The sequence below is a fragment of the Neisseria sp. DTU_2020_1000833_1_SI_GRL_NUU_006 genome (assembly GCA_032388755.1).
Lineage (GTDB): Bacteria > Pseudomonadota > Gammaproteobacteria > Burkholderiales > Neisseriaceae > Neisseria > Neisseria sicca_C.
On sequence record CP135593.1, the window covers coordinates 299,992 to 323,009 of the forward strand.

General features: G+C 50.8%; 25 protein-coding genes and 1 tRNA gene. 14 read left to right on the forward strand and 12 right to left on the reverse strand.

Annotated elements, in window-relative coordinates; all coding sequences use genetic code 11:
- Window positions 1-24 precede the first annotated feature (24 nt).
- The 13 genes from hisF to RSJ68_01415 all read left to right on the forward strand — a co-directional run bounded on the left by hisF (window position 25) and on the right by RSJ68_01415 (window position 9,824).
- Window positions 25-792, forward strand: a complete 768-nt coding sequence (gene hisF / locus RSJ68_01355) for an imidazole glycerol phosphate synthase subunit HisF (GenBank protein ID WNU97441.1) — start codon at window positions 25-27, stop codon at window positions 790-792.
- Window positions 793-914: 122 nt separating this feature from the next.
- Window positions 915-1,313, forward strand: coding sequence for a phosphoribosyl-AMP cyclohydrolase (gene hisI, locus RSJ68_01360; protein ID WNU97442.1), 399 nt, complete (start codon window positions 915-917; stop codon window positions 1,311-1,313).
- Window positions 1,294-1,473: a hypothetical protein gene (locus RSJ68_01365; GenBank protein WNU97443.1), complete on the forward strand. Its 180-nt coding sequence runs from the start codon at window positions 1,294-1,296 to the stop codon at window positions 1,471-1,473. Before hisI ends, RSJ68_01365 begins: the two co-directional genes overlap by 20 nt.
- Window positions 1,474-1,505: 32 nt before the next feature.
- A complete protein-coding gene (locus RSJ68_01370; protein ID WNU97444.1) occupies window positions 1,506-1,829 on the forward strand; it encodes a phosphoribosyl-ATP diphosphatase in 324 nt (107 codons plus the stop codon).
- A gap of 161 nt (window positions 1,830-1,990) precedes the next feature.
- Entirely contained in the window at window positions 1,991-2,314 is a 324-nt protein-coding gene (locus tag RSJ68_01375) for a histidine triad nucleotide-binding protein (GenBank protein WNU97445.1), read from the forward strand.
- A 45-nt stretch (window positions 2,315-2,359) separates the two neighbouring features.
- Window positions 2,360-2,554: a Sec-independent protein translocase subunit TatA gene (gene tatA / locus RSJ68_01380; GenBank protein ID WNU97446.1), complete on the forward strand. Its 195-nt coding sequence runs from the start codon at window positions 2,360-2,362 to the stop codon at window positions 2,552-2,554.
- A 3-nt stretch (window positions 2,555-2,557) separates the two neighbouring features.
- The gene (tatB, locus tag RSJ68_01385) at window positions 2,558-3,235 is read left to right on the forward strand and encodes a Sec-independent protein translocase protein TatB (GenBank protein WNU97447.1); all 678 of its coding nucleotides are present in this window, start codon (window positions 2,558-2,560) and stop codon (window positions 3,233-3,235) included.
- A gap of 8 nt (window positions 3,236-3,243) precedes the next feature.
- Window positions 3,244-4,020, forward strand: a complete 777-nt coding sequence (gene tatC / locus RSJ68_01390) for a twin-arginine translocase subunit TatC (GenBank protein ID WNU97448.1) — start codon at window positions 3,244-3,246, stop codon at window positions 4,018-4,020.
- A 157-nt stretch (window positions 4,021-4,177) separates the two neighbouring features.
- Complete coding sequence (locus RSJ68_01395; protein ID WNU97449.1) at window positions 4,178-4,462, forward strand: PepSY domain-containing protein; 285 nt, start codon at window positions 4,178-4,180, stop codon at window positions 4,460-4,462.
- A 232-nt stretch (window positions 4,463-4,694) separates the two neighbouring features.
- The gene (locus tag RSJ68_01400) at window positions 4,695-6,659 is read left to right on the forward strand and encodes a DUF5706 domain-containing protein (GenBank protein ID WNU97450.1); all 1,965 of its coding nucleotides are present in this window, start codon (window positions 4,695-4,697) and stop codon (window positions 6,657-6,659) included.
- A gap of 512 nt (window positions 6,660-7,171) precedes the next feature.
- The gene (locus RSJ68_01405) at window positions 7,172-7,825 is read left to right on the forward strand and encodes an isochorismatase family protein (protein WNU97451.1); all 654 of its coding nucleotides are present in this window, start codon (window positions 7,172-7,174) and stop codon (window positions 7,823-7,825) included.
- 324 nt (window positions 7,826-8,149) lie between these two features.
- Window positions 8,150-8,225: transfer RNA gene (locus RSJ68_01410), tRNA-Ile, on the forward strand.
- A gap of 261 nt (window positions 8,226-8,486) precedes the next feature.
- Window positions 8,487-9,824, forward strand: a complete 1,338-nt coding sequence (locus tag RSJ68_01415) for a sodium-dependent transporter (protein ID WNU97452.1) — start codon at window positions 8,487-8,489, stop codon at window positions 9,822-9,824.
- 119 nt (window positions 9,825-9,943) lie between these two features.
- Here the strand turns inward: RSJ68_01415 and RSJ68_01420 are convergent, their stop codons facing one another.
- The 6 genes from RSJ68_01420 to hemN all read right to left on the reverse strand — a co-directional run bounded on the left by RSJ68_01420 (window position 9,944) and on the right by hemN (window position 15,819).
- Window positions 9,944-10,951, reverse strand: a complete 1,008-nt coding sequence (locus tag RSJ68_01420; GenBank protein ID WNU97453.1) for an FAD:protein FMN transferase — start codon at window positions 10,949-10,951, stop codon at window positions 9,944-9,946.
- A 300-nt stretch (window positions 10,952-11,251) separates the two neighbouring features.
- Window positions 11,252-12,328, reverse strand: coding sequence for a peptide chain release factor 1 (gene prfA / locus RSJ68_01425; GenBank protein WNU97454.1), 1,077 nt, complete (start codon window positions 12,326-12,328; stop codon window positions 11,252-11,254).
- A 138-nt stretch (window positions 12,329-12,466) separates the two neighbouring features.
- The gene (locus RSJ68_01430) at window positions 12,467-13,153 is read right to left on the reverse strand and encodes a methionine ABC transporter permease (protein WNU97455.1); all 687 of its coding nucleotides are present in this window, start codon (window positions 13,151-13,153) and stop codon (window positions 12,467-12,469) included.
- Window position 13,154: 1 nt separating this feature from the next.
- Window positions 13,155-13,892 carry a methionine ABC transporter ATP-binding protein gene (locus RSJ68_01435; GenBank protein ID WNU97456.1) on the reverse strand — a complete coding sequence of 246 codons (738 nt, stop codon included), beginning with the start codon at window positions 13,890-13,892 and terminating at the stop codon, window positions 13,155-13,157.
- 227 nt (window positions 13,893-14,119) lie between these two features.
- The gene (locus tag RSJ68_01440; GenBank protein WNU97457.1) at window positions 14,120-14,320 is read right to left on the reverse strand and encodes a hypothetical protein; all 201 of its coding nucleotides are present in this window, start codon (window positions 14,318-14,320) and stop codon (window positions 14,120-14,122) included.
- Between the two features lie 77 nt (window positions 14,321-14,397).
- The gene (gene hemN / locus RSJ68_01445; GenBank protein ID WNU97458.1) at window positions 14,398-15,819 is read right to left on the reverse strand and encodes an oxygen-independent coproporphyrinogen III oxidase; all 1,422 of its coding nucleotides are present in this window, start codon (window positions 15,817-15,819) and stop codon (window positions 14,398-14,400) included.
- A 143-nt stretch (window positions 15,820-15,962) separates the two neighbouring features.
- On the opposite strand from hemN, the gene fnr reads away from it, so the two are divergent.
- Complete coding sequence (gene fnr / locus RSJ68_01450; GenBank protein WNU97459.1) at window positions 15,963-16,697, forward strand: fumarate/nitrate reduction transcriptional regulator Fnr; 735 nt, start codon at window positions 15,963-15,965, stop codon at window positions 16,695-16,697.
- Window positions 16,698-16,920: 223 nt separating this feature from the next.
- On the opposite strand, the gene RSJ68_01455 is transcribed toward fnr, so the two are convergent.
- The 6 genes from RSJ68_01455 to RSJ68_01480 form a co-directional block, all read right to left on the reverse strand.
- Entirely contained in the window at window positions 16,921-17,232 is a 312-nt protein-coding gene (locus tag RSJ68_01455) for a hypothetical protein (protein ID WNU97460.1), read from the reverse strand.
- A gap of 172 nt (window positions 17,233-17,404) precedes the next feature.
- Window positions 17,405-18,064 (reverse strand): hypothetical protein, encoded by a 660-nt coding sequence (locus RSJ68_01460; GenBank protein WNU97461.1) that lies wholly within the window; start codon window positions 18,062-18,064, stop codon window positions 17,405-17,407.
- A gap of 29 nt (window positions 18,065-18,093) precedes the next feature.
- Window positions 18,094-18,504, reverse strand: coding sequence for a hypothetical protein (locus tag RSJ68_01465; GenBank protein WNU97462.1), 411 nt, complete (start codon window positions 18,502-18,504; stop codon window positions 18,094-18,096).
- The gene (locus tag RSJ68_01470; protein WNU97463.1) at window positions 18,437-18,739 is read right to left on the reverse strand and encodes a hypothetical protein; all 303 of its coding nucleotides are present in this window, start codon (window positions 18,737-18,739) and stop codon (window positions 18,437-18,439) included. The genes RSJ68_01465 and RSJ68_01470 overlap by 68 nt, the downstream gene beginning before the upstream one ends.
- Window positions 18,740-18,900: 161 nt before the next feature.
- Entirely contained in the window at window positions 18,901-21,372 is a 2,472-nt protein-coding gene (ligA, locus tag RSJ68_01475) for an NAD-dependent DNA ligase LigA (protein ID WNU97464.1), read from the reverse strand.
- A 302-nt stretch (window positions 21,373-21,674) separates the two neighbouring features.
- The gene (locus tag RSJ68_01480; GenBank protein WNU97465.1) at window positions 21,675-22,931 is read right to left on the reverse strand and encodes a cell division protein ZipA C-terminal FtsZ-binding domain-containing protein; all 1,257 of its coding nucleotides are present in this window, start codon (window positions 22,929-22,931) and stop codon (window positions 21,675-21,677) included.
- Window positions 22,932-23,018 lie beyond the last annotated feature (87 nt).

Below are 23,018 nucleotides of genomic sequence, written 5' to 3' on the forward strand. Positions count from 1 at the left end.
CCTAGGTTTGGAAAGGCATTCAAAATGGCACTGGCAAAACGCATCATCCCCTGTCTCGACGTTAAAGACGGCCGCGTCGTCAAAGGCGTAAACTTTCTCGGTTTGCGCGATGCGGGCAATCCCGTCGATGTCGCCAAACGCTACAACGACGAAGGTGCGGACGAGCTGACCTTCCTCGACATCACTGCCTCCTCCGACAACCGCGACACCATTTTGCACGTCATCGAAGACGTTGCCTCACAGGTTTTCATTCCGCTGACCGTCGGCGGCGGTGTGCGCACCGTAGCCGACATCCGCCGCCTGCTCAATGCAGGTGCGGATAAAGCCAGCATCAACACCGCCGCCGTCACCAATCCCGATTTAGTCAACGAAGCCGCCGGATTTTTCGGCTCGCAAGCCATCGTCGTCGCCGTCGATGCCAAAGCCGTCAATCCCGAAAACACCCGATGGGAAATCTTCACCCACGGCGGGCGCACGCCGACGGGCTTGGACGCAGTCGAATGGGCGGTTGAAATGCAGCGGCGCGGCGCGGGCGAAATCCTGCTCACCAGCATGGACAGGGACGGCACGAAACAAGGCTTCAACCTGCCGCTGACCCGCGCTGTCAGCGAAGCAGTCGACATTCCCGTCATCGCCTCAGGAGGCGTCGGCAATGTTCAGCATCTGATTGACGGCATCAAAGAAGGCAAAGCCGATGCCGTGCTTGCCGCCAGTATTTTCCACTTCGGCGAAGTCAGTATCCGCGATGCGAAGCTCGCCATGCGCGAAGCTGGAATCGAAGTGCGGCTGTAAGTTGAACTTGATTGACTCGAGGTCGTCTGAAAACGAGCGCAGCGAGTTTCGCCAAAACGAGTGTAACGAGTTTCGCTAAAATGAACGAAGCGAGTTCGTCAAAATAAATAAGGATGCCGAATATGGATAACAGCCTGCTTGAAGCCGTCAAATTCGACGAAAAAGGCTTGGTCTGCGCCATCGCCCAAGATAGGCAGACCCGCCGCGTATTGATGGTCGCATGGATGAACGCCGAAGCGCTGCAAAAAACCGTAGAAACCGGTTTCGCCCACTATTACAGCCGCTCGCGCCAAAAACAATGGATGAAGGGCGAAGAATCAGGGCACACGCAAAAGGTGTACGAATTGCGCCTCGACTGCGACGGCGACTCCATCGTGATGCTGATAGACCAAAACGGCGGCATCGCCTGCCATACGGGACGCGAAAGCTGTTTCTACAAAGTTTGGAAAGACGGCGCATGGCAGACGGTTGATGCCGTGTTGAAAGACGAAGAAGCCATTTATGGGCAGACACATCCTTAGAGGTCGTCTGAAAATGAGCGCAGCGAGTTTCGCTAAAATGAGCGCAGCAAGTTTCGCCAAAACGAGCGCAGCGAGTTTCACCAAAAATCGGGCGGATGATTATCTGTTGTCAGAAACAGCGTTACGCGAAGCCAAGCAAACCGATGCCTTATCCGAATAATCCTTATCCTTCAAAGCAAAGCCGAAAATCCCATGTCCGACACCATCCTCACCCAAATCCAAAACACCATCGACTCCCGCAAAGGCGGCGATTCCGAAGCTTCCTACGTTGCCCAGCTTCTGCACAAAGGTGAAGACAAAATCCTCAAAAAAGTTATCGAAGAAGCGGGCGAAGTCCTGATGGCGTCGAAAGACGGCGGCGGCGAACACCTCGTTTACGAAGTTGCCGACTTATGGTTTCACACTATGGTTCTCTTGGCGCACCACGGTTTGCGCGCCGAAGATGTCGTCAACGAGCTTGCGCGCCGTCAAGGTTTATCAGGCTTGGCGGAAAAAGCCTCTCGCAAAGAGTCTTGAATTTATATTACAATCCGACCTTATTCGTTTTTCTGCCGTCTGTTTGACGAAACGCGCTGCACACGTTTTAGCGAAACTCTATTCTCTCGTTTTAGTGAAACTCGTTGTACTCGTTTTAGCGAAACTCGCTGCGCTCGTTTTCAGACGACCTCGGAGCCATTATGGACAACTGTATTTTCTGTAAAATCGCCGCCAAAGACATTCCGGCGCAAACCGTGTACGAAGACGACGAGATGTTGTGCTTCAAAGACATCCGCCCCGCTGCGCCGGTTCATCTGCTGCTGATTCCGAAAGTCCATTTCGACTCGCTGGCACACGCCGCGCCCGAACATCAAACCCTCTTGGGCAAAATGATGTTGAAAGTCCCTCAAATCGCTGAAGCGGCAGGTTTGACTGACGGCTTCAAAACCCTGATCAATACAGGCAAAGGCGGCGGGCAGGAAGTCTTCCACCTGCATATCCACATCATGGGTACGCCTGCATAAACCAACATTCCCACCATCCATTTTCAACTATATCAAGGATTTATTATGGGTAGCTTCTCTCTGTGGCACTGGATTATCGTATTAATCATCGTTGTTTTGGTTTTTGGTACCAAAAAACTGCGCAACGTCGGCAAAGACCTCGGCGGTGCCGTGCATGACTTCAAACAAGGCCTGAACGAAGGCACTGACGCCAAAAAAGACGAAGTCATCGAACACAAAAAAGACGAAGACAAAGCATAATCTATGTTTGATTTCGGTTTGGGCGAGCTGCTTTTAGTCGGCATCGTCGCCTTGATTGTACTCGGCCCCGAGCGTCTGCCCGAAGCCGCCCGTGCCGCCGGACGGCTCATCGGTAAGCTGCAACGCCTCGTCAGCAGTGTCAAGCAGGAATTCAACACCCAAGTCGAATTGGAAGAGCTGCGCAAAGCCAAACAGGAATTTGAAGCCGCCGCCGCACAAGTGCGCGACAGCCTCAAAGAAACCGGTACGGATATGCAGGACAACCTGCACGACATTTCCGACGGACTCAAACCTTGGGAACGCCTGCCGGCGCAACGCACGCCTGCCGATTTCGGTTTGGATGAACATGGCAACCCGCTTCCTTCGTTAAGCACGGAAGTTTCAGACGACCCGGCTGTTTCCACGTCGTCTGAAAACGCTACGGAGCAAGCAGGCAATCCGACGGATGCTGTCGAAACCGACACGCCTGCAGAATCCGAGCAAGACCGCGCATGGCGCGAATACCTGACCGGCAGTGCCGCTCCGGTTTTCAATAATGCCGTAGAAGTCAGCTATATCGACACTTCCGCAGACGCGCCCGTGCTGCATATCACCTCCCTCAAAAAACAAGCGATGAACCGCAAGCGCGACCTGCGTCCGAAATTTCATGCCAAACCCAAACTTCGCGTCCGTAAAAAGTGAGTAAACCGGTGTCCGAACCTCAAAACGAACAATCCGTCCAACCTCTTATCGAACACCTTATCGAGCTGCGCCGCCGCCTGATGTGGATCGTCATCGGCATCGTCGTCTGCTTTCTCGGCATGATGCCGTTTGCCCAGCAGCTTTACACCTTTGTTGCCAAACCATTGATGGTGAATCTTCCCAAAGACACCAGCATGATTGCCACCGACGTCATCGCGCCGTTTTTCGTGCCGGTGAAAGTGGCGCTGATGGCGGCATTCCTCGTTTCCCTGCCGCACACGCTCTACCAAATCTGGGCATTCGTCGCGCCCGCCCTCTATCAAAACGAAAAACGCCTGATCACCCCGCTTGTCCTCTCCAGCGTCAGCCTGTTTTTTATCGGCATGGCGTTTGCCTACTACCTCGTTTTCCCCGTCATCTTTAAATTCCTCGCAGGCATCACCCCCGTCGGCGTCAACATGGCGACCGACATCGACAAATACCTGTCCTTTATTTTGGGCATGTTCGTCGCATTCGGCACGACTTTCGAAGTCCCCGTCGTCGTCGTCCTGCTTGCCAAAATCGGCATCGTAACCACCGAACAACTCAAAAAGGCACGACCCTACGTCATTGTCGGCGCATTCGTCGTTGCCGCCATCATTACACCGCCGGACGTGATTTCCCAAACCCTGCTTGCCGTCCCGCTTATCTTGCTTTACGAAGCAGGTATCTGGTGCAGCCGCTTTATCAAACCCAAATCGGACGAAACCGACGAACACCCGCCCCTTCCGCCTGCAGAAACGTAAATCTGCCTGCAATGGAGAGCGTAAATATTAAAAGGTCGTCTGAACCGTTTCAGACGACCTTTACTACGTTTAACGAAGTGCTAAATGACTGCTAATTTTGCCGTGTTTAAATACACCCATCAAAACCCCAATGACACATTTCGAAAGGAAGTCGAACATGAAAAAATTATTATTGACCGCTATTGTTGCTCTGACTGCCGCTACTGCTGGTGCAAGCGATTACATTGAACACCAAATTTACAGCGACAGAAATTTTGAACAAAACCGTGCAAAAGCCATCAGAATGCTTGAACAACGCGGTTACCGCGTTCACGATATCGATGCCGACGACTATCGCGGAAGACCCGTGTTGGAAGTAGAGGCCTACAAAGGCGGTCGCGAATACGACATCAAATTGTCTTACCCCGACTTAAGAATCATCAAAGAGCGCATCGATTACTGATCTGATTAAGAATGCTTTAAGACTGCCGCAAACATCAAGTTTGGCGGCAGTTTTTGCTGAAAAAATAGAATTTATATTACGTTATCAACAATTACTAAAAGTATTATTCCGATAAATGTAATGTTTTGAATAACAATGTTTATCGATATGTAAATTATTTTGGCTAAAGGAACTAAAAAACGCTTTTCCTTTCCATCTAAACTGATTCACTTAAACGGAGTATAAAGGTAATATGGATTACCACAATAAAAATAAAGAAGGTCAAGAGACGCAAAATATGCAAAATACAGTTTCTGATTGGGACCAACCTATTGAGCGTCCAGCCCCTGATGCCCGGCAATCTGTTTCAGAGCAGCCTGTTTCTGAAATCTGGGAGAGGGCAGATGAAGCTTTTGAAAACGGTGATGAAGCTCTGAAAACCAAAGAACCCTTAAAAACTGAAGAAACGTTAAAAGTTGAAGAGGCAATGCAATTTGAAACGGAAGATAATCTGCAAGAGTACAATACTGAAGAAGCTTTGACGAACAACACGAACTTTGAAGGCATAGGAACGTCGTCTGAAAAAAAGAAAAAGAAAAAGAAATATAAAAAAAAGAGGGGAACAAAGCAAAGACAACTCGCTGATGTGCCACCCTCCGATCTTTTGGGTACGAACAAAGGTGTGGAAACCATGTTCCGCAATGCCGTTCGCTCAGAGATGGAGTTGCTCGCACTGGCAGCGACCAAGGCGAACATTATGATTTCGCTGAATGGTTTTATCGTGTCTGCGCTGATGATTTCGGGCGCATTTATTTTCTCATCATCGCCCGAATTCCTAATTCCGGCGAGCACCTTTATGATTACCGCCGCTGCATCCATTGTGTTTGCGCTGTTGTCCGCTTCGCCTGACCGTATCGGTAAAATGCAGGCAGCTCGTACTTGGGTTAAGGATTTTTTCCGCGGACGCGCCAAACTGCGTGATTTGAAAACCCGCCTCAGCAGTACTGAAACGCGCTTTTTCAGCGGCAGCCAGCCCAATATCCTGATTTACGAAGACCGTGTAAAGGTGCAAAAAGATCAATATTGGGAAATGATGCAAGAGATTATGGGCGACCGTAAACAAGTCTATCAAAAGATGAGTGATCATCTTTACTGGCTGGGCTTGCTGGCGGACAAACAGTTCAAATACATCAATTTGTCTTATGCCGTATTCCGCTGGGGGCTTTTGGCTTCGCTGGCGGCGTTTATCGGCGTGAAGACATTGCCTTCTCTTTTGACTAAGCCTGCCGCCAACAATGTGGCAGAATTGCGCTCCTTGGGCATTAATATGTTCAACGGCGTATACGAGCCTTCCGCCGTCCAACAGCTTCCGGACGGCAAACTGCTGATTGCCGAAGACGAACCCAACCACGCGTTCAGCATTGTCAGCATCGATCCGTCAGGCAGATTTGTCGAAGACGAAGCCTTGGATACGCGCGTGATTACTGGCTTCAAACGCCGCCTGAGCGACTTGGAAGCATTGGCACGCGACGATGAAGGCTTTATCTACGCACTCACTTCGCACTCGCGCACCCGTAAAGGCAACCGCTCGCCCGACCGCGAACACCTGATGCGCTTTAAAATCCAAGACGGTAATGTGTTGGGGCTGACCAGCTACGACAATCTGACGCAGGTTTTGGAAACCGACCACAAATTGCACGACCTCATCCGCGAACGCACCAAAGCCGAAGTTTCCTTTGAAGAAATCAATATCGAAGGCATGGCGTTCGACCCTGTGAAGAAACGCCTCGTCTTGGGCTTCCGCGATCCCGAATTCAACAATATGGCCTTGGTGGCGTTTATCAGCAACCCGAAAGACGTATTCGAACGCAACGCCCAACCCGAATTTGACGAAGTGGCCGTCCTCGACATCGACGGCGGCGGCATCCGTTCGCTCAATTACGATCCCGTGTTGAAAAATTACGTTATCGCCAACGAAGTGAAGGATGAAAACGGGCAGAAATTCTCGCAACTGTGGACTTGGAGCGGCAACCCGACCGACGAGCCGCAAAAAATCTTGCTGCCCAACCTACATCACATCACCAACGTCGAAGCCGTCGATTCGATTACGGTCAACGGCAAGCCGCAGATGATTCTGATGGGCGACGAAGGCAACGCCTCGCAGAAAATTACTGCCAAATATATGTTGGTGGACTACAGTCAGTTCGGTAAACAATAGTTTAAAGCTGATTAAAGGTCGTCTGAAACTGAGATTTAAGGTTTCAGACGACCTTTTTGTATTTGTGGTTTTAGATTTTTCGGTCTAAGGTGGAATGACTGCTGTTTATCTAAGCGTTGCGTTTTAATCTGTTTTAGCAAGAAGTCTTGGTAAATACATGTGAAAAGGTCTATTAAGACAAAATATAACTATATTCGTCTCGGATTGTTGTTTTTAGACAACATTGAATTTAGGGTGAAAGCCGGGAAAGAGTTAATAAGGAGAATTAAAACAGAAATAATTTTCAAATATTTATGCTTACTGAGTTGATATTCATTGTGAAATTTCTGAAAGTGAATTCTACAAAACAGATATTTGCGGTATAAATTGTTACTATTTGTTAAATATTTCTGGCGATTTGCCGATTATCCTGATAATATACCGTTCATCATAAATACACCGATTATCTTGGATAAAAACCATTTGTCGAAGGTAATGTTCCGGATTTATCCGGATTTTTGTGGAGTCACATCATGACGACTGTTGCTATCGATATTCAACCTCAATTCCGCTTTACCTGCATGGCAGCCAATGCCAACCATTTCCTGCATCAACCGGAAAACATGGTTAAAGAATTAAACCGTCAGGCAGCTATCGCAGATAAGCGTATTTTGGTCGAGAACGTCAATATTGATCCGGAGAGTATTTGCGCCGCAGTCGTTAAACGCAACGGAATTATGTTTGCGCGGGAAAGTGGCTATTTTAGCCAGTGTGCAGGTGGTTGCCGTGGTGCAAATTTGCTGGATGGTTTGCCGGCATCTGCTGATTATGATCATGTAATCGAATTAGGCGGGGAGAATGGTTTTGGCGCATGCTTCCATGATGATAATGAAGCCCGCAGTACCGGTTTGATTGAATGGCTTTATGCACAAAAAGCCGATACCGTCATTATCGGTGGTTTGGCAACGGAAGAAGCAATCAGCCGTACCGCCGAACAATTACTCTGGTACAACGACAGCCTGCACATTATCGTCAATCTTGCCGCCTGTCACGGTTATGCACCTGAAAGCACTATTCAGGCTGTCTATAAAATGCGTAAATCCGGTATCTCTGTTGTCAGCAACGCTGAAGAGATTCCCGAACAAATGCTCCGTTATGCTAACGAAGCTTGGTTTAAAGTGTCGTAACCTCTTGCTATCACTCCCAGCTGCAAGAGTTTTTCAGGTCGCTTTTAGCGGCCTGTTTTTTGGGTTATATGGTATGAATGAGAAAAGGTCGTCTGAAAGTGTAATTTTTGTTTTCAGACGACTTGAGGCAAGGTGCTTATGGATAAAATATACGGTGATATAGTGGATTAAATTTAAACCAGTACGGCGTTGCCTCGCCTTGCCGTACTATTTGTACTGTCTGTGGCTTCGTCGCCTTGTCCTGATTTAAATTTAATCCACTATAAAAGCCAAGCGGTCCTTGTCTCTATAATATTTTATGATACAATATACCCTTTCTCTTGAGGGTCTGTAGCTCAGGGGTTAGAGCAGGGGACTCATAATCCCTTGGTCGTGGGTTCGAAACCCACCGGACCCACCAAATATCGAAGCCTGGACAAATGTCCAGGCTTTTTCTTTTGTGCTTTTTATCATGGTAGTGTTTGTTTGAAATAAAATATCAAAATTACCTATTTTTTGTATTTATGTTTATTCAAAAAACAAAATCTCAGATTTTTTATTCAATATTGTCTTTTTAAGCGCACCTTATGTGCGAAATTTTGAAGCAGGCCATTATGGCTGTGCTATATGCGGTTACGCTTTGCTACAATGCGGTTTCTTCACATTTCTTAATACAATAATCATGAATCATTCGGTTTCTTGGTCGTCCAAACTTGGTTTTGTGCTAGCTGCGGCAGGTTCGGCAATCGGCTTGGGCGCAATTTGGAAATTTCCGTACACCGCGGGGACAAACGGTGGGGCGGTGTTTTTCCTGCTGTTTTTGCTTTTTACGATTTTGGTGGCATTACCCGTACAGCTTGCCGAGTTTTATATCGGCAGGACGGGCGGTAAAAATGCCATCGATTCTTTCAAAACCTTGCGTCCCGGTTCGCAATGGCCTTGGGTGGGGCGTATGGGGGTAGCAGCCTGCTTTATCTTGCTTTCTTTTTACAGTGTCGTCGGCGGCTGGGTGTTGAACTACGTCGTCCATAGCTTTACCGGAGAAATCCATGCCGGTGCGGATTTTGAGGCATTATTCGGTGCGACCATTTCCAGTGCTGCAGGGTCATTGTTTTATCAAGGGCTGTTCATGCTGATTACCATTTGGGTAGTTCAGGGCGGTGTATCCGACGGGATTGAAAAAGCAAACCGTTACCTGATGCCGGGCCTGTTTATCCTGTTTATTGTTTTGGCCGTCCGTTCACTGACGCTGCCCGGGGCGACGGAAGGGGTATCCTTCCTGCTGAAACCCGACTGGTCGCATCTGAAGCCGCAAACCATGCTTACGGCTTTGGGGCAGGCATTTTTTGCGTTAAGTATCGGCGTGTCTGCGATGATCACTTATGCGTCTTATTTGGGTAAAGACCAAGATATGTTCCGTTCGGGCAATATCATTATGTGGATGAACCTTTTGGTTTCTCTGCTGGCGGGGCTGGTTATTTTTCCAGCAGTATTTGCTTTCGGCTTCGAACCGAGCCAGGGGCCGGGTTTGATCTTCGTTGTTTTGCCTGCCGTGTTCATGAAAATGCCGTTGGGGCAGATTTTGTTTGCCGTCTTTATGCTTCTGGTGGTGTTTGCGACGCTGACTTCGGCGTTTTCGATGTTGGAAACCGTCATTGCCGCTACGATTCGTCAGGATGAGCGTAAACGCAGCCGCCATACTTGGTTGATTGGTACGGCAATTTTTATTGTCGGTATTCCCTCCGCCTTGTCTTTCGGCGTTTGGGGTGAGTTTAAAATCTTCGGAAAAACCGTTTTCGATTTGTGGGACTACCTGATTTCGGCAGTCATTATGCCGATTGGCGCATTGAGCGTTGCCGTGTTTACTGCGTGGATTCAGGATAGGGAGTCCGTATTGGCGAATGCCGGTGCAGGCAGCAGCGTACCGAAAACCATTATCCGTCTTTGGTTGATGGTGTTGCGCTATGTTGCACCTTTGGCGATTGTTGTTGTATTTATCAATTCCCTAGGCTTGATTTAAAAACTGTCCGGAAATGGCAAAGGTCGTCTGAAAATCTTGGTTCGAGGTTTTCAGACGACCTTTTTACTTTTAAGTTTTGTTGTATTCGGGAGAAACTGCTTTTTTGCCAAATACGACCTTCAGGCTAGGGTTTCGATGCGGTTGTCGGGCATGACCAGCCAGACTTTTGTCTGTTTGGCTCGGGCGGTGGTACGGATGGCGGATTCGTCCATGATGGAGAACGCGGTGGAGAAGGCATCGGCAACGGCGGCGGTCGGCGCCATGACGCTGACGCTGCGGTAGCGCGGTGTGGCAGTGCCGGTGCGCGGGTCGAAGAGGTGGGTGAACTTGCCGGCTTCGTCCATCACGGTACCGTAGCCGCCTGAGGTGGCGAAGGCTTGGTTTTGCATGGGAATGGTCAGGAGGGTGGCTTCTTCGTTTTGGGGATTGCGGATGCCGACGTTCCATGTGCGTTGGTTGTCGGTGTCGAAGCCGCGGATTTCGCCCATATCGACGAGGGCTTGGCGGATGCCGTGTTGTTGCAGCAGGGCGGTGATTTTGTCGGTGATGTAGCCTTGGGCAATGCCGTTGAGGGATAAGCCCATGCCTTTTTGTTCAAAGAGGATGGCTTTTGGGTCGAAGACGACGTGTTTGAAGCCGACGAGTTTGAGGGTGTGCCGGATGTCCGGTTCGGACGGAGGTGTTTCGGCACGCGGGTTGCGGCGGAAATGGTCTGCGTAGAGGTTCCACAGCACCTGGACGGTGGGGTCGAACGCGCCGTCGGTCAGGGCATGGATGTCGCGGCAAATGCTCAACAGGGCGAGGAAATCGGGCGGCGGGTTGTTCAGACGACCTTCTTTGTTCAGTCGGTTGATCAGGCTGTCTTCGCGGTAGAGGCTGAAGATTTTTTCGAGGCGGGCGACTTCGGCGAGAACTTTGTTGACAAGGATTTCAGCTTCTTTGCGGTCAACGCCGAAGAGGCGGAGCTCGGCGCCGGAACCCAGCGCGATGCCTTTCCAAATGACGGGCTCGCCGGTAGTTGGTAACGGGGTAGGGCGGTTGCGGTTCAGGAGGAAGGGCGCGGCCGCTCCGGCAGTAGTCAGGGCGGCGATGGCGAAAAAACGGCGGCGGGTGAGCGGGGTGTTCATGGGTTGGAATGGGTCGTCTGAAAAAGGGCGGGGTGTTGGAGGACTGCGTGGAATCGGTTTATCCGGGCTTGCGTTTGAGTGGGAAGGCTTTTTAGGAGCGCCGTCATTTCCGCATAAGATTTTTATGGTTACGGAAAGGGCAGCGGGCGACGGCTGAGGCTTGATTTATAGTGGATTAACTTTAAACCAGTACGGCGTTTTGTCCTGATTTAAATTTAATCCACTATATGTCTTGGCAGAACTTGTTTTCCCGCCATCAAGCCTGCCTTCACGCTTTGAAACCAAGCGTCAACCGTCCCATTAATCGCCCATTGCCGCCAGAAGCTCAGCCTGATGTTCGGCAATCAGGGCGTTGGTGATTTCTTCCAAATCGCCGTCCATGACAAAATCCAGCTTGTGCAAGGTGAGGTTGATGCGGTGGTCGGTCACGCGGCCTTGCGGGTAGTTGTAGGTGCGGATGCGCTCGCTGCGGTCGCCGCTGCCGATAAGGGATTTGCGTTCAGCGGCTTCTTTGGCTTGGGCTTCGCGTTTTTGCGCGTCGTTCAAGCGGGCGGCGAGGACTTTCATCGCCTGCGCCTTGTTGGCGTGTTGGCTGCGGCCGTCTTGGCATTCGACCACCATGCCGGTGGGCAGGTGGGTGATGCGGACGGCGGAGTCGGTTTTGTTGATGTGCTGACCACCCGCGCCGGATGCGCGGAAGGTATCGATGCGCAGGTCGGCGGGGTTCAACTCGATGTCTTCGAGTTCGTCCGCTTCGGGCATGACGGCAACGGTGCAGGCGGAGGTGTGGATACGGCCTTGGCTTTCGGTAGCGGGGACGCGCTGCACGCGGTGGCCGCCCGATTCGAATTTCAGACGACTGTACGCGCCCAAACCGACAATACGGGCGATGACTTCTTTATAACCGCCCAACTCACTTTCGTTGGCGGAAACGATTTCGACTTGCCAGCGGTTGCGTTCGGCGTAGCGGCTGTACATGCGCAGCAAATCGCCTGCAAACAGCGCGGCTTCGTCGCCGCCCGTTCCGGCGCGCACTTCGATGAAGATGTTTTTGTCGTCGTCGGCATCTTTGGGTAGCAGCAGTTTTTGCAATTCGGTATCGAGCGTGTCGATCTTGGCTTTTGCCGCTTCGATTTCTTCGGCGGCGAAGTCTTTCATTTCAGGGTCGGACAGCATTTCTTCGGCATCCGCCAAGTCGCTTTGAGCCAACTGATAGTTTTGGAATACTTCGACCACGGGCGTCAATTCGGCGTGTTCGCGCGTGAGCTTGCGGTAGTTGTCCATGTCGGACGTGGCTTCGGGCTGTCCGAGAAGGTGGGTGACTTCTTCCAGTCGGTCGCTGAGTTGTTGTAATTTTTCTAAGATAGACGGCTTCATAATTCTTCCATAATAAATGCCGTCGGGAGTCGTCCGCGACGGCGTGAGGAGGCGTTATTATAATGGGTTTGGTTGGAAATTCAAAAGGATATGACTGAAAAGGTCGTCTGAAAACTTTTCAGACGACCTTTTGACGGTTTAACGTTTGTCCAATTTCCGCGCCAATGCGTTGCCGATGCTTTGAATCAGGATAACGAGCAGCACGAGGATGGCGACGATGAAGATGATGACTTCGGTTTGGTAGCGGTAGTAGCCGTAGCGGATGGCGAGGTCGCCCAAGCCGCCGCCGCCTATCATGCCTGCCGCCGCGCTGTAAGAGAGCAGGCCGATGGCAAGGACAGTGATGCTGGAAACCATGCCCGCGCGCGCTTCGTTCAAAAGGACTTTGCGGACGATGGCAAGCGGGGATGCGCCCATGGCGGTGGCGGCTTCAATCACGCCTTTGGGGACTTCGCGCAGGTTTTGTTCCACCAGTCGGGCGAAGTAAAACAGGCCGGACACGCTCAATACCAGCGAGGCGGCAATCGGACCAATGGTGCTGCCGACGATGGCGCGGGTGGCGGGTATCATGGCAATCATCAGGATGACGAAGGGGAAGGCGCGCATCAGGTTGACTAAGTTGTCGAGCAGGAAATTCACCGGCTTGTTGTAATGAAGCTGGCGGTTGGAAGTCACGAAAAGCAAGACGCCCAAGAGCGTGCCGAAGATGACGGCAATCGTGGTGGACAGCCCGACCATGACGAAGGTTTCGCCCAAGGCGCGGACGATTTCGTCTTTCATGCCGACGATGGTGGAAACGGCTTGTTCGAATGTTAAGTCTGCCATATCAGTCCTCCCGAATCAGTTCGCGCCCGATTTCGGATTGGGCGTGGATTTGGTTGCCGCGTACTTCGACGATTTCCACCACTTTTCCTTTATCCAAAAGGGCAGCGCGGTCGCACAGGCGGCGGATGACGCTCATTTCGTGGGTTACGATGACGATGGTAACGTTGAATCGCTTGTTGATGTCTTCCAAACATTCCAAGACGCTGCGCGTGGTGGCGGGGTCGAGGGCGGAAGTGGGTTCGTCGGCGAGGATGACTTGGGGTTTGGGCGCGAGCGCGCGGGCGATGCCGACGCGCTGTTTTTGTCCGCCGGAAAGCTGGGCGGGGTAGTGGTCGGCGCGTTCGGTCAAGCCGACGATTTCAAGGCATTCTTTGACGCGTTCTTTAATTTTTTCAGACGACCATCCGGCGATTTCCAAAGGAAAGGCGACATTGTCGGCGACGGTGCGATTGCTCAAAAGATTGAACTGCTGAAAGACCATGCCGATATTCTGCCGCGCCTGACGCAATGCGGCGGCATCAAGTGCGGTCAGCTCTTGTCCGCACACATTGACCTTGCCGCTGTCGGGACGTTCCAACAGGTTAATCAGGCGAAGCAGTGTGGATTTGCCCGCGCCGGAATAGCCCATCAGACCGAAGATTTCGCCGTCTTGGATTTCGAGGCTGGTCGGCTCGACGGCGGCAAAACGGGTTTTGTCGCGCGTTTGGTAATGTTTGGAAACGTTGTCCAAAATAATCATAAATACTTCCTGATACTTCCGGAAAAAAAAGAAGCCCGATGCTGTACACAACGGGCTTGGATATAAAGAAAGGAATAAAAACAGCAGAAAATGAAAATACGCTTTAGCTGTTATGCCCGCAAGCTGTGTCAAATCGGCAATGTTAACTCATATACGACTATAATCAAAATCGGTAAATTTGTCAAGTTTTGATATGATTTGTAATTTTAAAATAATAAATTGTCAGTTTATTTGCCGAAAAGCTCCGCCACCATGCGAGCTTCTTCCTCGGTATAAGCCGCGCCGTTGAGCTTCGCAGTCAGGATAAATTCGCCACTTAACCCTTGTTCGGCGCAGGTTTCGCGCCAGCCTTGCAGCTGTTCTTCGTCGCTGGCTTTACGTTTCAGACGACCTATGGTTTGTGCGGCCTGTTTGGTTTGTTCGTTCATTAGCGTTCCTTAACAAAGGGAAACAAAGGGCAAAGGTCGTCTGAAAACGGTTTTCAGACGACCTTTGCTATTCCTCTTTACACCGTTTGCGAATATTGGGCTTTGGTTTCCCTGTGGCGCAGGTGGTAGTCGAACACCATGGCGATATTGCGTATCAGGAAGCGGCCTTTGGGGGTAACGGTCAGTCCGTGCGGTTTCAGGCGGACGAGTCTGAGGGAGGCAAGTTGTTCCAAGTCGGCAAGTTCGTCTTTGAAATAGCGGTCGAACGGGATACCGAACACGCTTTCGTAGATTCGGTAATCCAAGGAGAAACGGCACATCAAATCTTGGATGATATTGCGGCGCAAAAGGTCGTCCTGATTGAGTTGGTAGCCGCGCATGATGGGCAGGTGTCCGGCATCGAGCGCGGCATAGTAGGCGTCGATATCGCGTTCGTTTTGGGAGTAGGTGCTGCCGATTTTGCCAATGGAGGATACGCCGATGGCAACCAAATCGCAGTCCGCGTAGGTCGAGTAACCTTGGAAGTTGCGCTGGAGGAAGCCTTCTTTGAGGGCGATGGAAAGTTCGTCATCGGGTTTGGCGAAGTGGTCCATACCGATGAAGACGTAACCGCGTTCGGTCAGGGTTTGGACGCAGTATTGCAGCATATCGAGTTTTTCTTCGCTGCCGGGAACGGCTTCGGTATCGATACGGCGTTGCGGCTTGAAGATATGCGGCAGATGGGCATAGTGATAAAGGGCAAGGCGGTCGGGATCGAGCGACAAGACAGTGTCAATGGTGGTTTTGATGCTTTCGGCGGTTTGGTGCGGCAGGCCGTAAATCAAATCGACGCTGACGGATTTGAACCCGGCTTCGCGGGCGGCATCGATGACTTCTTTGGTTTCGTCGTAGCTTTGGATGCGGTTGACCGCTTCCTGAACTTTAGGATCAAAATCCTGAATACCGACGCTCATGCGGTTGAAGCCGAGCTTGCCGAGCATGAGGACAGTTTCGCGGCTGACTTTTCGCGGATCGATTTCGATGGAGTATTCGCCGCCAGGGATCAGTTGGAAGTGTTTGCGTATCATGCGGAATACGCGTTCGATTTGGTCGTCGCTCAAGAAAGTCGGCGTACCGCCGCCGAAGTGCAGTTGCGCAAGCTGATGCCGTCCACCCAGATGCGGGGCGAGCAGCTCCATTTCTTTTTCAAGGTATTCGATGTAGGCATCGGCGCGGCTTTTGTCTTTGGTGATGATTTTATTGCAGCCGCAGTAGTAACAGATGGTGTTGCAGAAGGGGATGTGGATATAAAGCGAAAGGGGCTTGTTCAAAGCCCCCATACCGCGCTGATTCAAGGCATTGATATATTCGGCTTCGCGAAATCCGTCATGAAAACGGTCGGCTGTCGGGTAGGAAGTGTAGCGCGGACCGCTGGAAGGAAGGCTGGCGATGAGTTCGCGGTCGAACTCAGGCTTGTCATTGTTTCTATTGTGATTATTTTGTATCGGTATTACTTTCATGGCGTGTGCGTGATTAGAGTAATGATGTTAGGCAATTTTCGGATAGTTTGGTAGAATGCCACAGTATGATAAACCTGTCTTGATATGTGTCAATAACTTACGTAATCATGACAGGATAAAAACCTTAATTTTAAGGGTGTTTTATGACCACACACAATGCTATGCATCAGATGAAAACCCTGTGTTCTTCCTGTTCGCTGCGTGAACTCTGCCTGCCTGTCGGGCTTTTGCCCAATGAGTTTGCACAATTGGACGCGGTCATCCGACAGAGCCGCCGCTTGAAGAAGGGTGAATATCTGTTCCGCACCGGTGAGCCTTTCGCGTCGCTGTTTGCCATCCGTGCCGGTTTTTTCAAAACCACGGTTGCCAGTCAGGACGGTCGCGATCAGGTTACCGGCTTTTTTATGTCCGGCGAACTCATCGGTATGGACGGCATTTGTTCCCATGTCCACAGCTGCGACGCGGTGGCTTTGGAAGACAGCGAAGTGTGTGAGCTGCCCTTCACCCACATCGAAGAGCTGGGACACAACATCCCCAGCCTGAGAAGCCATTTTTTCCGGTTGATGAGCCGCGAAATCGTGCGCGACCAAGGCGTGATGCTGCTTTTGGGCAATATGCGCGCCGAAGAACGTCTGGCGGCGTTCTTGCTTAACTTGTCCCAACGCCTTTACTCGCGCGGATTTGCCGCCAACGATTTCATCCTGCGGATGTCGCGCGAAGAAATCGGCAGCTATCTGGGACTGAAACTCGAAACCGTCAGCCGCACGCTGTCCAAGTTCCACCACGAAGGCTTGATTTCGGTCGAACACAAACACATCAAAATCCTCGACTCGCAAGCCCTCAAAAAAATGGTGTCCGGCTGTTCGCACGCCATCTGATGGATACCGAAACCATTTTTAAACAGAACTCAAGGTCGTCTGAAAAAATTTCAGACGACTTTTCCATGCCTTTAACTTGTAACATCTTCAGCATAATCAGCCCATTGGTCAGCCCACTCTTTCAATAAACAGTGGCGTTTTTCAAATGTCCGACGCAAAGTCGGTAATCCGATTAGCCGGTCAACCGTTTTGCCCAGCCCGAAAATAAATTCCACCGTATCCGTCACGCAGGTACGCCCATCGGGAAACTTGAATTCATGCGTATGGCGGAAGGAGAGTGGTAAATCCCTTCCAGCATCAGGTCGGTAAACGATTGGTTCGGCTCAAGCGAAATGATTTCGGCACGATGCCGCAACCAAATCCTGCAAACTCTGTATCTGAAATCCAAAATATCTCTCCGCGCCCAGTATTCCTTTTCCGACAGCCATTGCACGTCAAACGGGAACTGACAGGCAAATCCGTGTCGGGAAGTGCAGTAGCGGAATATCCGTTCGAGCGGCGCATCCAGCCGGACGCTGCGGGTGTAAGTCAGCATGATATTGACCGTTGTAGGTAAAGATGGGGATATTGATAAGAGTGGTGCAGTTGGTATCAGTTCATAAATTGCATTGAACGGCGTGGTTTGGTGTTGATAATGGAATAAAGGTCGTCTGAAAATTTTCAGATGACCTTTGAGGTAATTAAAATCATAAACTGAAGAGATTGGCTTAGTCGTCTTCAATTTGCAGAAATTCTAACCATGCTTTTTTGTTTTCCTCTATTCGTTTTAACTCAGCATTAGTTTCGTTAATTTTTTCTTCATAATATTTTTTTGCATTTTCCAGTTTCTCAAGATACTCTTGTTTCCATGCGTTGAAATTATCGTCTGGTTGGCGGAAGTAATATTGTCCTCCAGGTAAAAGAAGTAGTTCGTCTCTTTCAGAAGAATTTAAAGTTTCATATTCTTCGCATGACATTGGTTCTATTCTAATAATTTTTATTTTGATATTCCGTAATTCATCTTGTTTGTCGTGTAAGGATTTTGTTTTTACTGCTAGCCAATAATTAAATTTATAGTTAAAAACAGCTTTTGATTTATCAAATATTTTATTGTTCCCGAAAGCAGGGGCTATATCTGCATGGCTGGTTAAAATAAGAAAGTGTATGGCGTCGTCGCCATTAACAAGATAGGACTTATCTATTTTGTTGATGTCTGTAAAGACTAATTGTAATTGCTCCAGTAGTGCATACCGATTTAATAAACCTTGAAAATTGCAAAAAGTTTCTAATTCATAATCTTGTGAAAATTTATCAATCGTCAGGCAGTTTAAAGCCAGTAATTTTAGAATTATATTGGGAATGAAAGAACGAAGAATGTCGCTATACATTCTTTCTTGAGAATTGATATATTCGTGGCTTAATTTTTCTTCAGATCTTTTATGTCTGAGTCAAAATCTTTGATGATAATTTTCAAATCTTCGCTATTATTTGATTCGCTATTTTTTGACAAGCTGATTGATATAAACTTTAGAATTTGAAATAAAAGATTAAAATAGCTTTTGAGCTCGTAATGTTGGTTAATGGATTTTATTGCATGGCTATTGCTTAGTTCTTCTGATGGTTTGCGTGTGGTAATTTGATCAATTTTCTTATTGTAAATATTATGTAATTCTTTATATATTGATTCTACTTCAATCCTTTCAACAACCTTATTATGCTGCTCCAGCAAAGAAAAAAATGTCGATTCGAATTGTTGCAGATTAAAAATATCTGCCTGGCGGTGCTGCTGTTCCGCCGCCTGTTTCAACTCTTCGCGAGTTGCTTGCATTTCCTGCGCTTGTTGATGAATGGTATAGAGCAGGCCGATAAGGGGCTAGGAAGCTGATGATGGGGTTCAGCGTGCCGCCCAGATAGTCGCCGAATGTTCCCCAAGTAGCGGAGTCGTTGGTTATGGATAAATTTTTAAAATAAGCGATATACAATCCCAAAATGATAAGAAATGCAGCGACGGCAGCTCCACCTAATATCCATAATAAGCGATTGGGTTTATTCCCTTTGTTCATGGTTTTTCCTTTTATTTATACCCATAAAGGTCGTCTGAAAAATTTTCAGACGACCTTATTTTATAAATCCGAATCAGCAATTCTATGCCGTTGTTTCCGCATATTGAGGAACTGCGATGCGGGGATTTCTTAGTTTAATCTGCGGCATGTTTGGCGGGTATTCAGCCCAGCATCGCCAAAAGCTCTTCTTCGCTCAACACCGCGACACCCAAGGCATTGGCTTTTTCCAGCTTGCTGCCGGCGGCTTCTCCGGCAACGACGTAATCGGTTTTTTTAGACACGCTGCCGGAAACTTTGCCGCCTGCGGCTTCGATCAAGGCTTGGGCCTGGTCGCGTTTGAGGGTGGGCAGCGTGCCGGTTAACACAAAGGTTTTGCCTGCTACGGCTTCGTTTAGGTCATCTGAAAACACTTCGTCTTGGTTTTCAGACGGCGTTTGGGCGAAGAAGGTTTTCAGGTTTTCGAGCAGGGCGGCGTTTTGTGCTTTGCTGCGCCATGTTTGCCAGTCAGCAGGGAGAGCTTTGTCGGTTTGCAGGCCTTCTATGCTTTTGCCGGCGAGTTCCCACAAGGCTTGGGCTTTGTTTTCGCTGATTTTGAAACCGGGCAGGCGGGCAATCCAGCGTTGCGGCTCGGCGTGGCGGGTAGGCGGGATGGTAACGGCTTGGGTTTGCGGGGCAACGCCTGCGGCGAGCAGCTCATTTATCATCGCCTGCTGCGCGTCTTGGGCGAAGAAGTGGGCGATGGAGCGGGCGACGACGGTGCCGATGTCGGGCAGGCAGGCAAGGATGGGTTCGGGTGCGCGGCGGACGTGTTCCAACGAGCCGAATGCCTGCGCCAGCGTTTTGGCGGTGCGTTCGCCGACGTGGCGGATGCCGAGCGCGAATAGAAAGCGGGAGAGTTCGGGCGTTTTGCTGGCTTCTATGCCTGCGAGGATGTTTTCCGCCCACTTGGTCGGTTGTTTTTTGCTGTTTTGGGTGTTGGATTCAGACAGGTCGTCTGAAACCGTTTCTGCGTCGCCGTTTTCGTTTTCAGACGACCCTTTATCCGCCGTTTCCTTCATTTTTTGCAAGGTCGGGATGTCGAGGCGGTAGAGGTCGGCGAAGTGGCAGACGAGGTCTTGGGCGACAAGTTGCTCGATTTGTTTTTGACCGAGTCCGTCGATGTCCATCGCTTTGCGCGAGGCGAAGTGGATTAAACCTTGCGCGCGTTGTGCCTGACAAAGCATACCGCCGCTGCATCGGGCGACGGCTTCGCCTTCTTCGTGTTCGATTTCGCTGCGGCAGATGGGGCAGTGGGTTGGCAGGCGGTAGGGCTTGTGGAGCGGAACGGATTGGGTTGGGTTTGCGGACGGTGTTTCGGCAAAGAGGTCGTCTTGCTGATGCTTGAGGCCGTCTGAAACGGCAACGGCGGTTTCCTGCATCGGGCGGCGTTCGAAAATCACGCGCACGACTTCGGGAATCACGTCTCCGGCGCGGCGCACGACGACGGTATCGCCGACGCGTACGTCTTTGCGCGACACTTCGTCCTGATTGTGCAGGGTGGCGTTGGTTACGGTTACGCCGCCGACGAATACGGGCTGCAGGCGGGCGACTGGCGTTACCGCGCCCGTCCTGCCGATTTGCACGTCAATCGCTTCGACGACGGTCAGGGCTTCTTCGGCGGGGAATTTGTGGGCAATCGCCCAGCGCGGAGCGCGGGAGATGAAGCCGAGTTCGCGCTGTTGCGCCAAGCTGTTGACTTTGACGACCATGCCGTCGATTTCGTAGGGCAGTTCGGGGCGTTTTTGCTGCATTTGTTCGTAAAACGCCAATACTTCGTCGATATTTTTGAAACAGCCGAAATTGCCATCGGGCAGGCTGAAGCCGAGTTCTCGGAAATAGGCGAGTTCTTGGATGTGTTCTTCCGCGACAAAACCGCCTTGCTGGCGGGCGATTGAGTAGGGGAAAAAGTGCAGTTTGCGTTGCGCGGTGATGCGCGAATCGAGTTGGCGCAGGCTGCCGGCGGCGGCGTTGCGCGGATTGGCAAAGGGTTTTTGCCCGTTTTCGGTTTGTCTTTTATTGAGGGCAGCAAAGTCGGCTTTGAGCATCAGCACTTCGCCGCGCACTTCGATGAGTTCGGGCGGATTATCGCCGTGCAGCCGCAGGGGGATGTTGGCGACGGTTTTGACGTTTTGGGTAACGTCTTCGCCCGTCGTGCCGTCGCCGCGCGTCGCCGCCTGCACCAATACGCCGTCGCGGTAGAGCAGGCTGATGGCGAGGCCGTCGAATTTGGGTTCGATAACGTATTCGGGATTCGCGTCATCCAAGCCGTCGCGCACGCGTTGGTCGAAAGCGTACATTTCGGCATGGTCGAACACGCCGTTTTCATCTTGCGGGGAAAAAGCGTTGGTCAGCGACAGCATCGGCACTTCGTGGCGTACTTCGGCAAATCCCGCCAAAGGCTCGCCGCCGACGCGCTGGGTCGGGCTGTCGGGCAGTTTGAGCTCGGGATGGTTTCGTTCCAACGCTTCGAGTTCGCGGAATAATTTGTCGTATTCGGCATCGGGTACGCTGGGCGCGTCGAGGGTATAGTATTCGTAGGCGTAGCGGTTGAGGAGGTCGGTGAGGTGGCGGATGTGTTGTGCGGTCGGATTCATGGAGGAAGGTTTTCAGACGACCTTTGTCTGATATAGCGGATTAACTTTAAACCGGTACGGCGTTGCCTCGCCTTAGCTCAAAGAGAACGATTCTCTAAGGTGCTGAAGCACCAAGTGAATCGGTTCCGTACTATCTGCACTGTCTGCGGCTTCGTCGCCTTGTCCTGATTTAAATTTAATCCACTATACATGATGGGACGGGCAAAGGTCGTCTGAAAAATGATAGGTTGAAAACAGTTGAATTTTACCCGAAAAAAAGCGGATATGCCGTAACGACATATCCGCTTTGATTACATTTGATTTTAGGAGAACAGGCGCAGGGCTTGTTTGCTGCCGGGTTTGATGCCGACTTTGAGCATTTCTTCCTGACGCGCCAAGACGTAATTGCGAATGTCTTTGAGCCATTGGGTAGAAACTTCTTCCATTTTGTCGTTGACCAAATCCAAGCCCAACTGACCGGAGAGGCGTACCGCCAAGTCCATGAAGAGGTCGAAGGTTTTTTCGCCGGCGGGCGCATGCGGGATGTCGAGCAGCATGCTGAAGCCTTTGTAGGACTGGTTGTCCAACAGGGCGTTGGTAAACGCGTCTCCTGTGAGGCTGTGGATGGCAAACATCGGGCTGCCGGTTTGTCCGGTGTAGTGGAATGCGCCGTCTTCGCCCAACACAAAGCCGAGGTTTTCAACAGAAGCGCGCAGTTCGACGCCGCTTATGTTGCTGTGTGAAACCAAGTGGATGGCGATGGTTTGATCGACGCGGGCGCAGAAGGTGTCCAATGCCTGCGCGACTTCGGTAAACGCTGCCAAATCGGTGTGGAGGACTTTGCCGCCCATCAGTTGGGCGAAGGTGTCAACCTGTTGGTTGAACTGTTGCAATTCTTCTTGGGTTGCCAAACCGTTGCGGCTGACTGCTTGCAGGCCGACGACGAAACCTTGGTAATACACGCTCGGAATCGGTTCGGCAACTTGGAAGCGGTCGTCCATGGTGCAGCCGATGATTTGGAAACGGTGGCGGTTGGACAGGCGGGGCAGGGCGTGCAGCTCTTGCGCTTCAGAGAGGGCGATGTAGGCGAGGTAGTCGAAGCGCGGGTCAAACCACGGCAATTCGACTTGAGACAATTCGTCCAAGCTGACCAAAGGCTGGTTGGCGGCGGACGGCAGGTTAACCGGCTCGTCGCTGGCGGCTTGGGTGGTGATTTCGTTGTTCAGCCCGATGACGGTATGCTGTACCGGCTCGTCGGTAAAGTCGTCTTCAATCGCCAACTCGACATCGGTTTTGATGGCGGAAGGTTTGGCGAGTTTGGCTTTGGCGGCGAAGATTTCGTCTTGTTCTTGCAGATTGCGCAGCGCGGCTTCTTGGGCTTTGCTCGCTTTTTTGACGAACAGGCCTTTGCCGCCGGATTCTTTACCGTCGCGTACATGGCTGGTTTTACTGTTCAGGAGCGCGTCTTTATCGGAGTGGCCGAACTGCTCGCGCACCTGTTTGCGGTATTGGTTTTCTTGGTACATATTGTAGGCGATGACGGCAAGGATGACTGCCAAGCCTAAGACGATGAAAATCATGGGTAATCACTTTTTGTAAGAGCGGCATTCCGTCTTCGTTGCCCGGGGTGGTTTGCCTTTGGGCGTATGCGGAATCGTATTGCCGCG

Excerpts from the sequence above, each read along its gene's own strand:
- RSJ68_01465 (WNU97462.1), bottom strand. The coding sequence starts at position 18,504 with ATGCAAGCAACTCGCGAAGAGTTGAAACAGGCGGCGGAACAGCAGCAC.
- RSJ68_01370 (WNU97444.1), top strand. The coding sequence starts at position 1,506 with ATGTCCGACACCATCCTCACCCAAATCCAAAACACCATCGACTCCCGC.
- RSJ68_01395 (WNU97449.1), top strand. The coding sequence starts at position 4,178 with ATGAAAAAATTATTATTGACCGCTATTGTTGCTCTGACTGCCGCTACT.
- hisI (WNU97442.1), top strand. The coding sequence starts at position 915 with ATGGATAACAGCCTGCTTGAAGCCGTCAAATTCGACGAAAAAGGCTTG.
- fnr (WNU97459.1), top strand. The coding sequence starts at position 15,963 with ATGACCACACACAATGCTATGCATCAGATGAAAACCCTGTGTTCTTCC.
- ligA (WNU97464.1), bottom strand. The coding sequence starts at position 21,372 with ATGAATCCGACCGCACAACACATCCGCCACCTCACCGACCTCCTCAAC.
- prfA (WNU97454.1), bottom strand. The coding sequence starts at position 12,328 with ATGAAGCCGTCTATCTTAGAAAAATTACAACAACTCAGCGACCGACTG.
- RSJ68_01435 (WNU97456.1), bottom strand. The coding sequence starts at position 13,892 with ATGATTATTTTGGACAACGTTTCCAAACATTACCAAACGCGCGACAAA.
- RSJ68_01375 (WNU97445.1), top strand. The coding sequence starts at position 1,991 with ATGGACAACTGTATTTTCTGTAAAATCGCCGCCAAAGACATTCCGGCG.
- RSJ68_01365 (WNU97443.1), top strand. The coding sequence starts at position 1,294 with ATGGGCAGACACATCCTTAGAGGTCGTCTGAAAATGAGCGCAGCGAGT.
- RSJ68_01405 (WNU97451.1), top strand. The coding sequence starts at position 7,172 with ATGACGACTGTTGCTATCGATATTCAACCTCAATTCCGCTTTACCTGC.
- RSJ68_01460 (WNU97461.1), bottom strand. The coding sequence starts at position 18,064 with ATGTATAGCGACATTCTTCGTTCTTTCATTCCCAATATAATTCTAAAA.
- RSJ68_01455 (WNU97460.1), bottom strand. The coding sequence starts at position 17,232 with ATGCTGACTTACACCCGCAGCGTCCGGCTGGATGCGCCGCTCGAACGG.
- RSJ68_01400 (WNU97450.1), top strand. The coding sequence starts at position 4,695 with ATGGATTACCACAATAAAAATAAAGAAGGTCAAGAGACGCAAAATATG.
- RSJ68_01415 (WNU97452.1), top strand. The coding sequence starts at position 8,487 with ATGAATCATTCGGTTTCTTGGTCGTCCAAACTTGGTTTTGTGCTAGCT.
- RSJ68_01420 (WNU97453.1), bottom strand. The coding sequence starts at position 10,951 with ATGAACACCCCGCTCACCCGCCGCCGTTTTTTCGCCATCGCCGCCCTG.
- tatB (WNU97447.1), top strand. The coding sequence starts at position 2,558 with ATGTTTGATTTCGGTTTGGGCGAGCTGCTTTTAGTCGGCATCGTCGCC.
- RSJ68_01440 (WNU97457.1), bottom strand. The coding sequence starts at position 14,320 with ATGAACGAACAAACCAAACAGGCCGCACAAACCATAGGTCGTCTGAAA.
- hemN (WNU97458.1), bottom strand. The coding sequence starts at position 15,819 with ATGAAAGTAATACCGATACAAAATAATCACAATAGAAACAATGACAAG.
- RSJ68_01470 (WNU97463.1), bottom strand. The coding sequence starts at position 18,739 with ATGAACAAAGGGAATAAACCCAATCGCTTATTATGGATATTAGGTGGA.
- RSJ68_01430 (WNU97455.1), bottom strand. The coding sequence starts at position 13,153 with ATGGCAGACTTAACATTCGAACAAGCCGTTTCCACCATCGTCGGCATG.
- tatA (WNU97446.1), top strand. The coding sequence starts at position 2,360 with ATGGGTAGCTTCTCTCTGTGGCACTGGATTATCGTATTAATCATCGTT.
- hisF (WNU97441.1), top strand. The coding sequence starts at position 25 with ATGGCACTGGCAAAACGCATCATCCCCTGTCTCGACGTTAAAGACGGC.
- RSJ68_01480 (WNU97465.1), bottom strand. The coding sequence starts at position 22,931 with ATGATTTTCATCGTCTTAGGCTTGGCAGTCATCCTTGCCGTCATCGCC.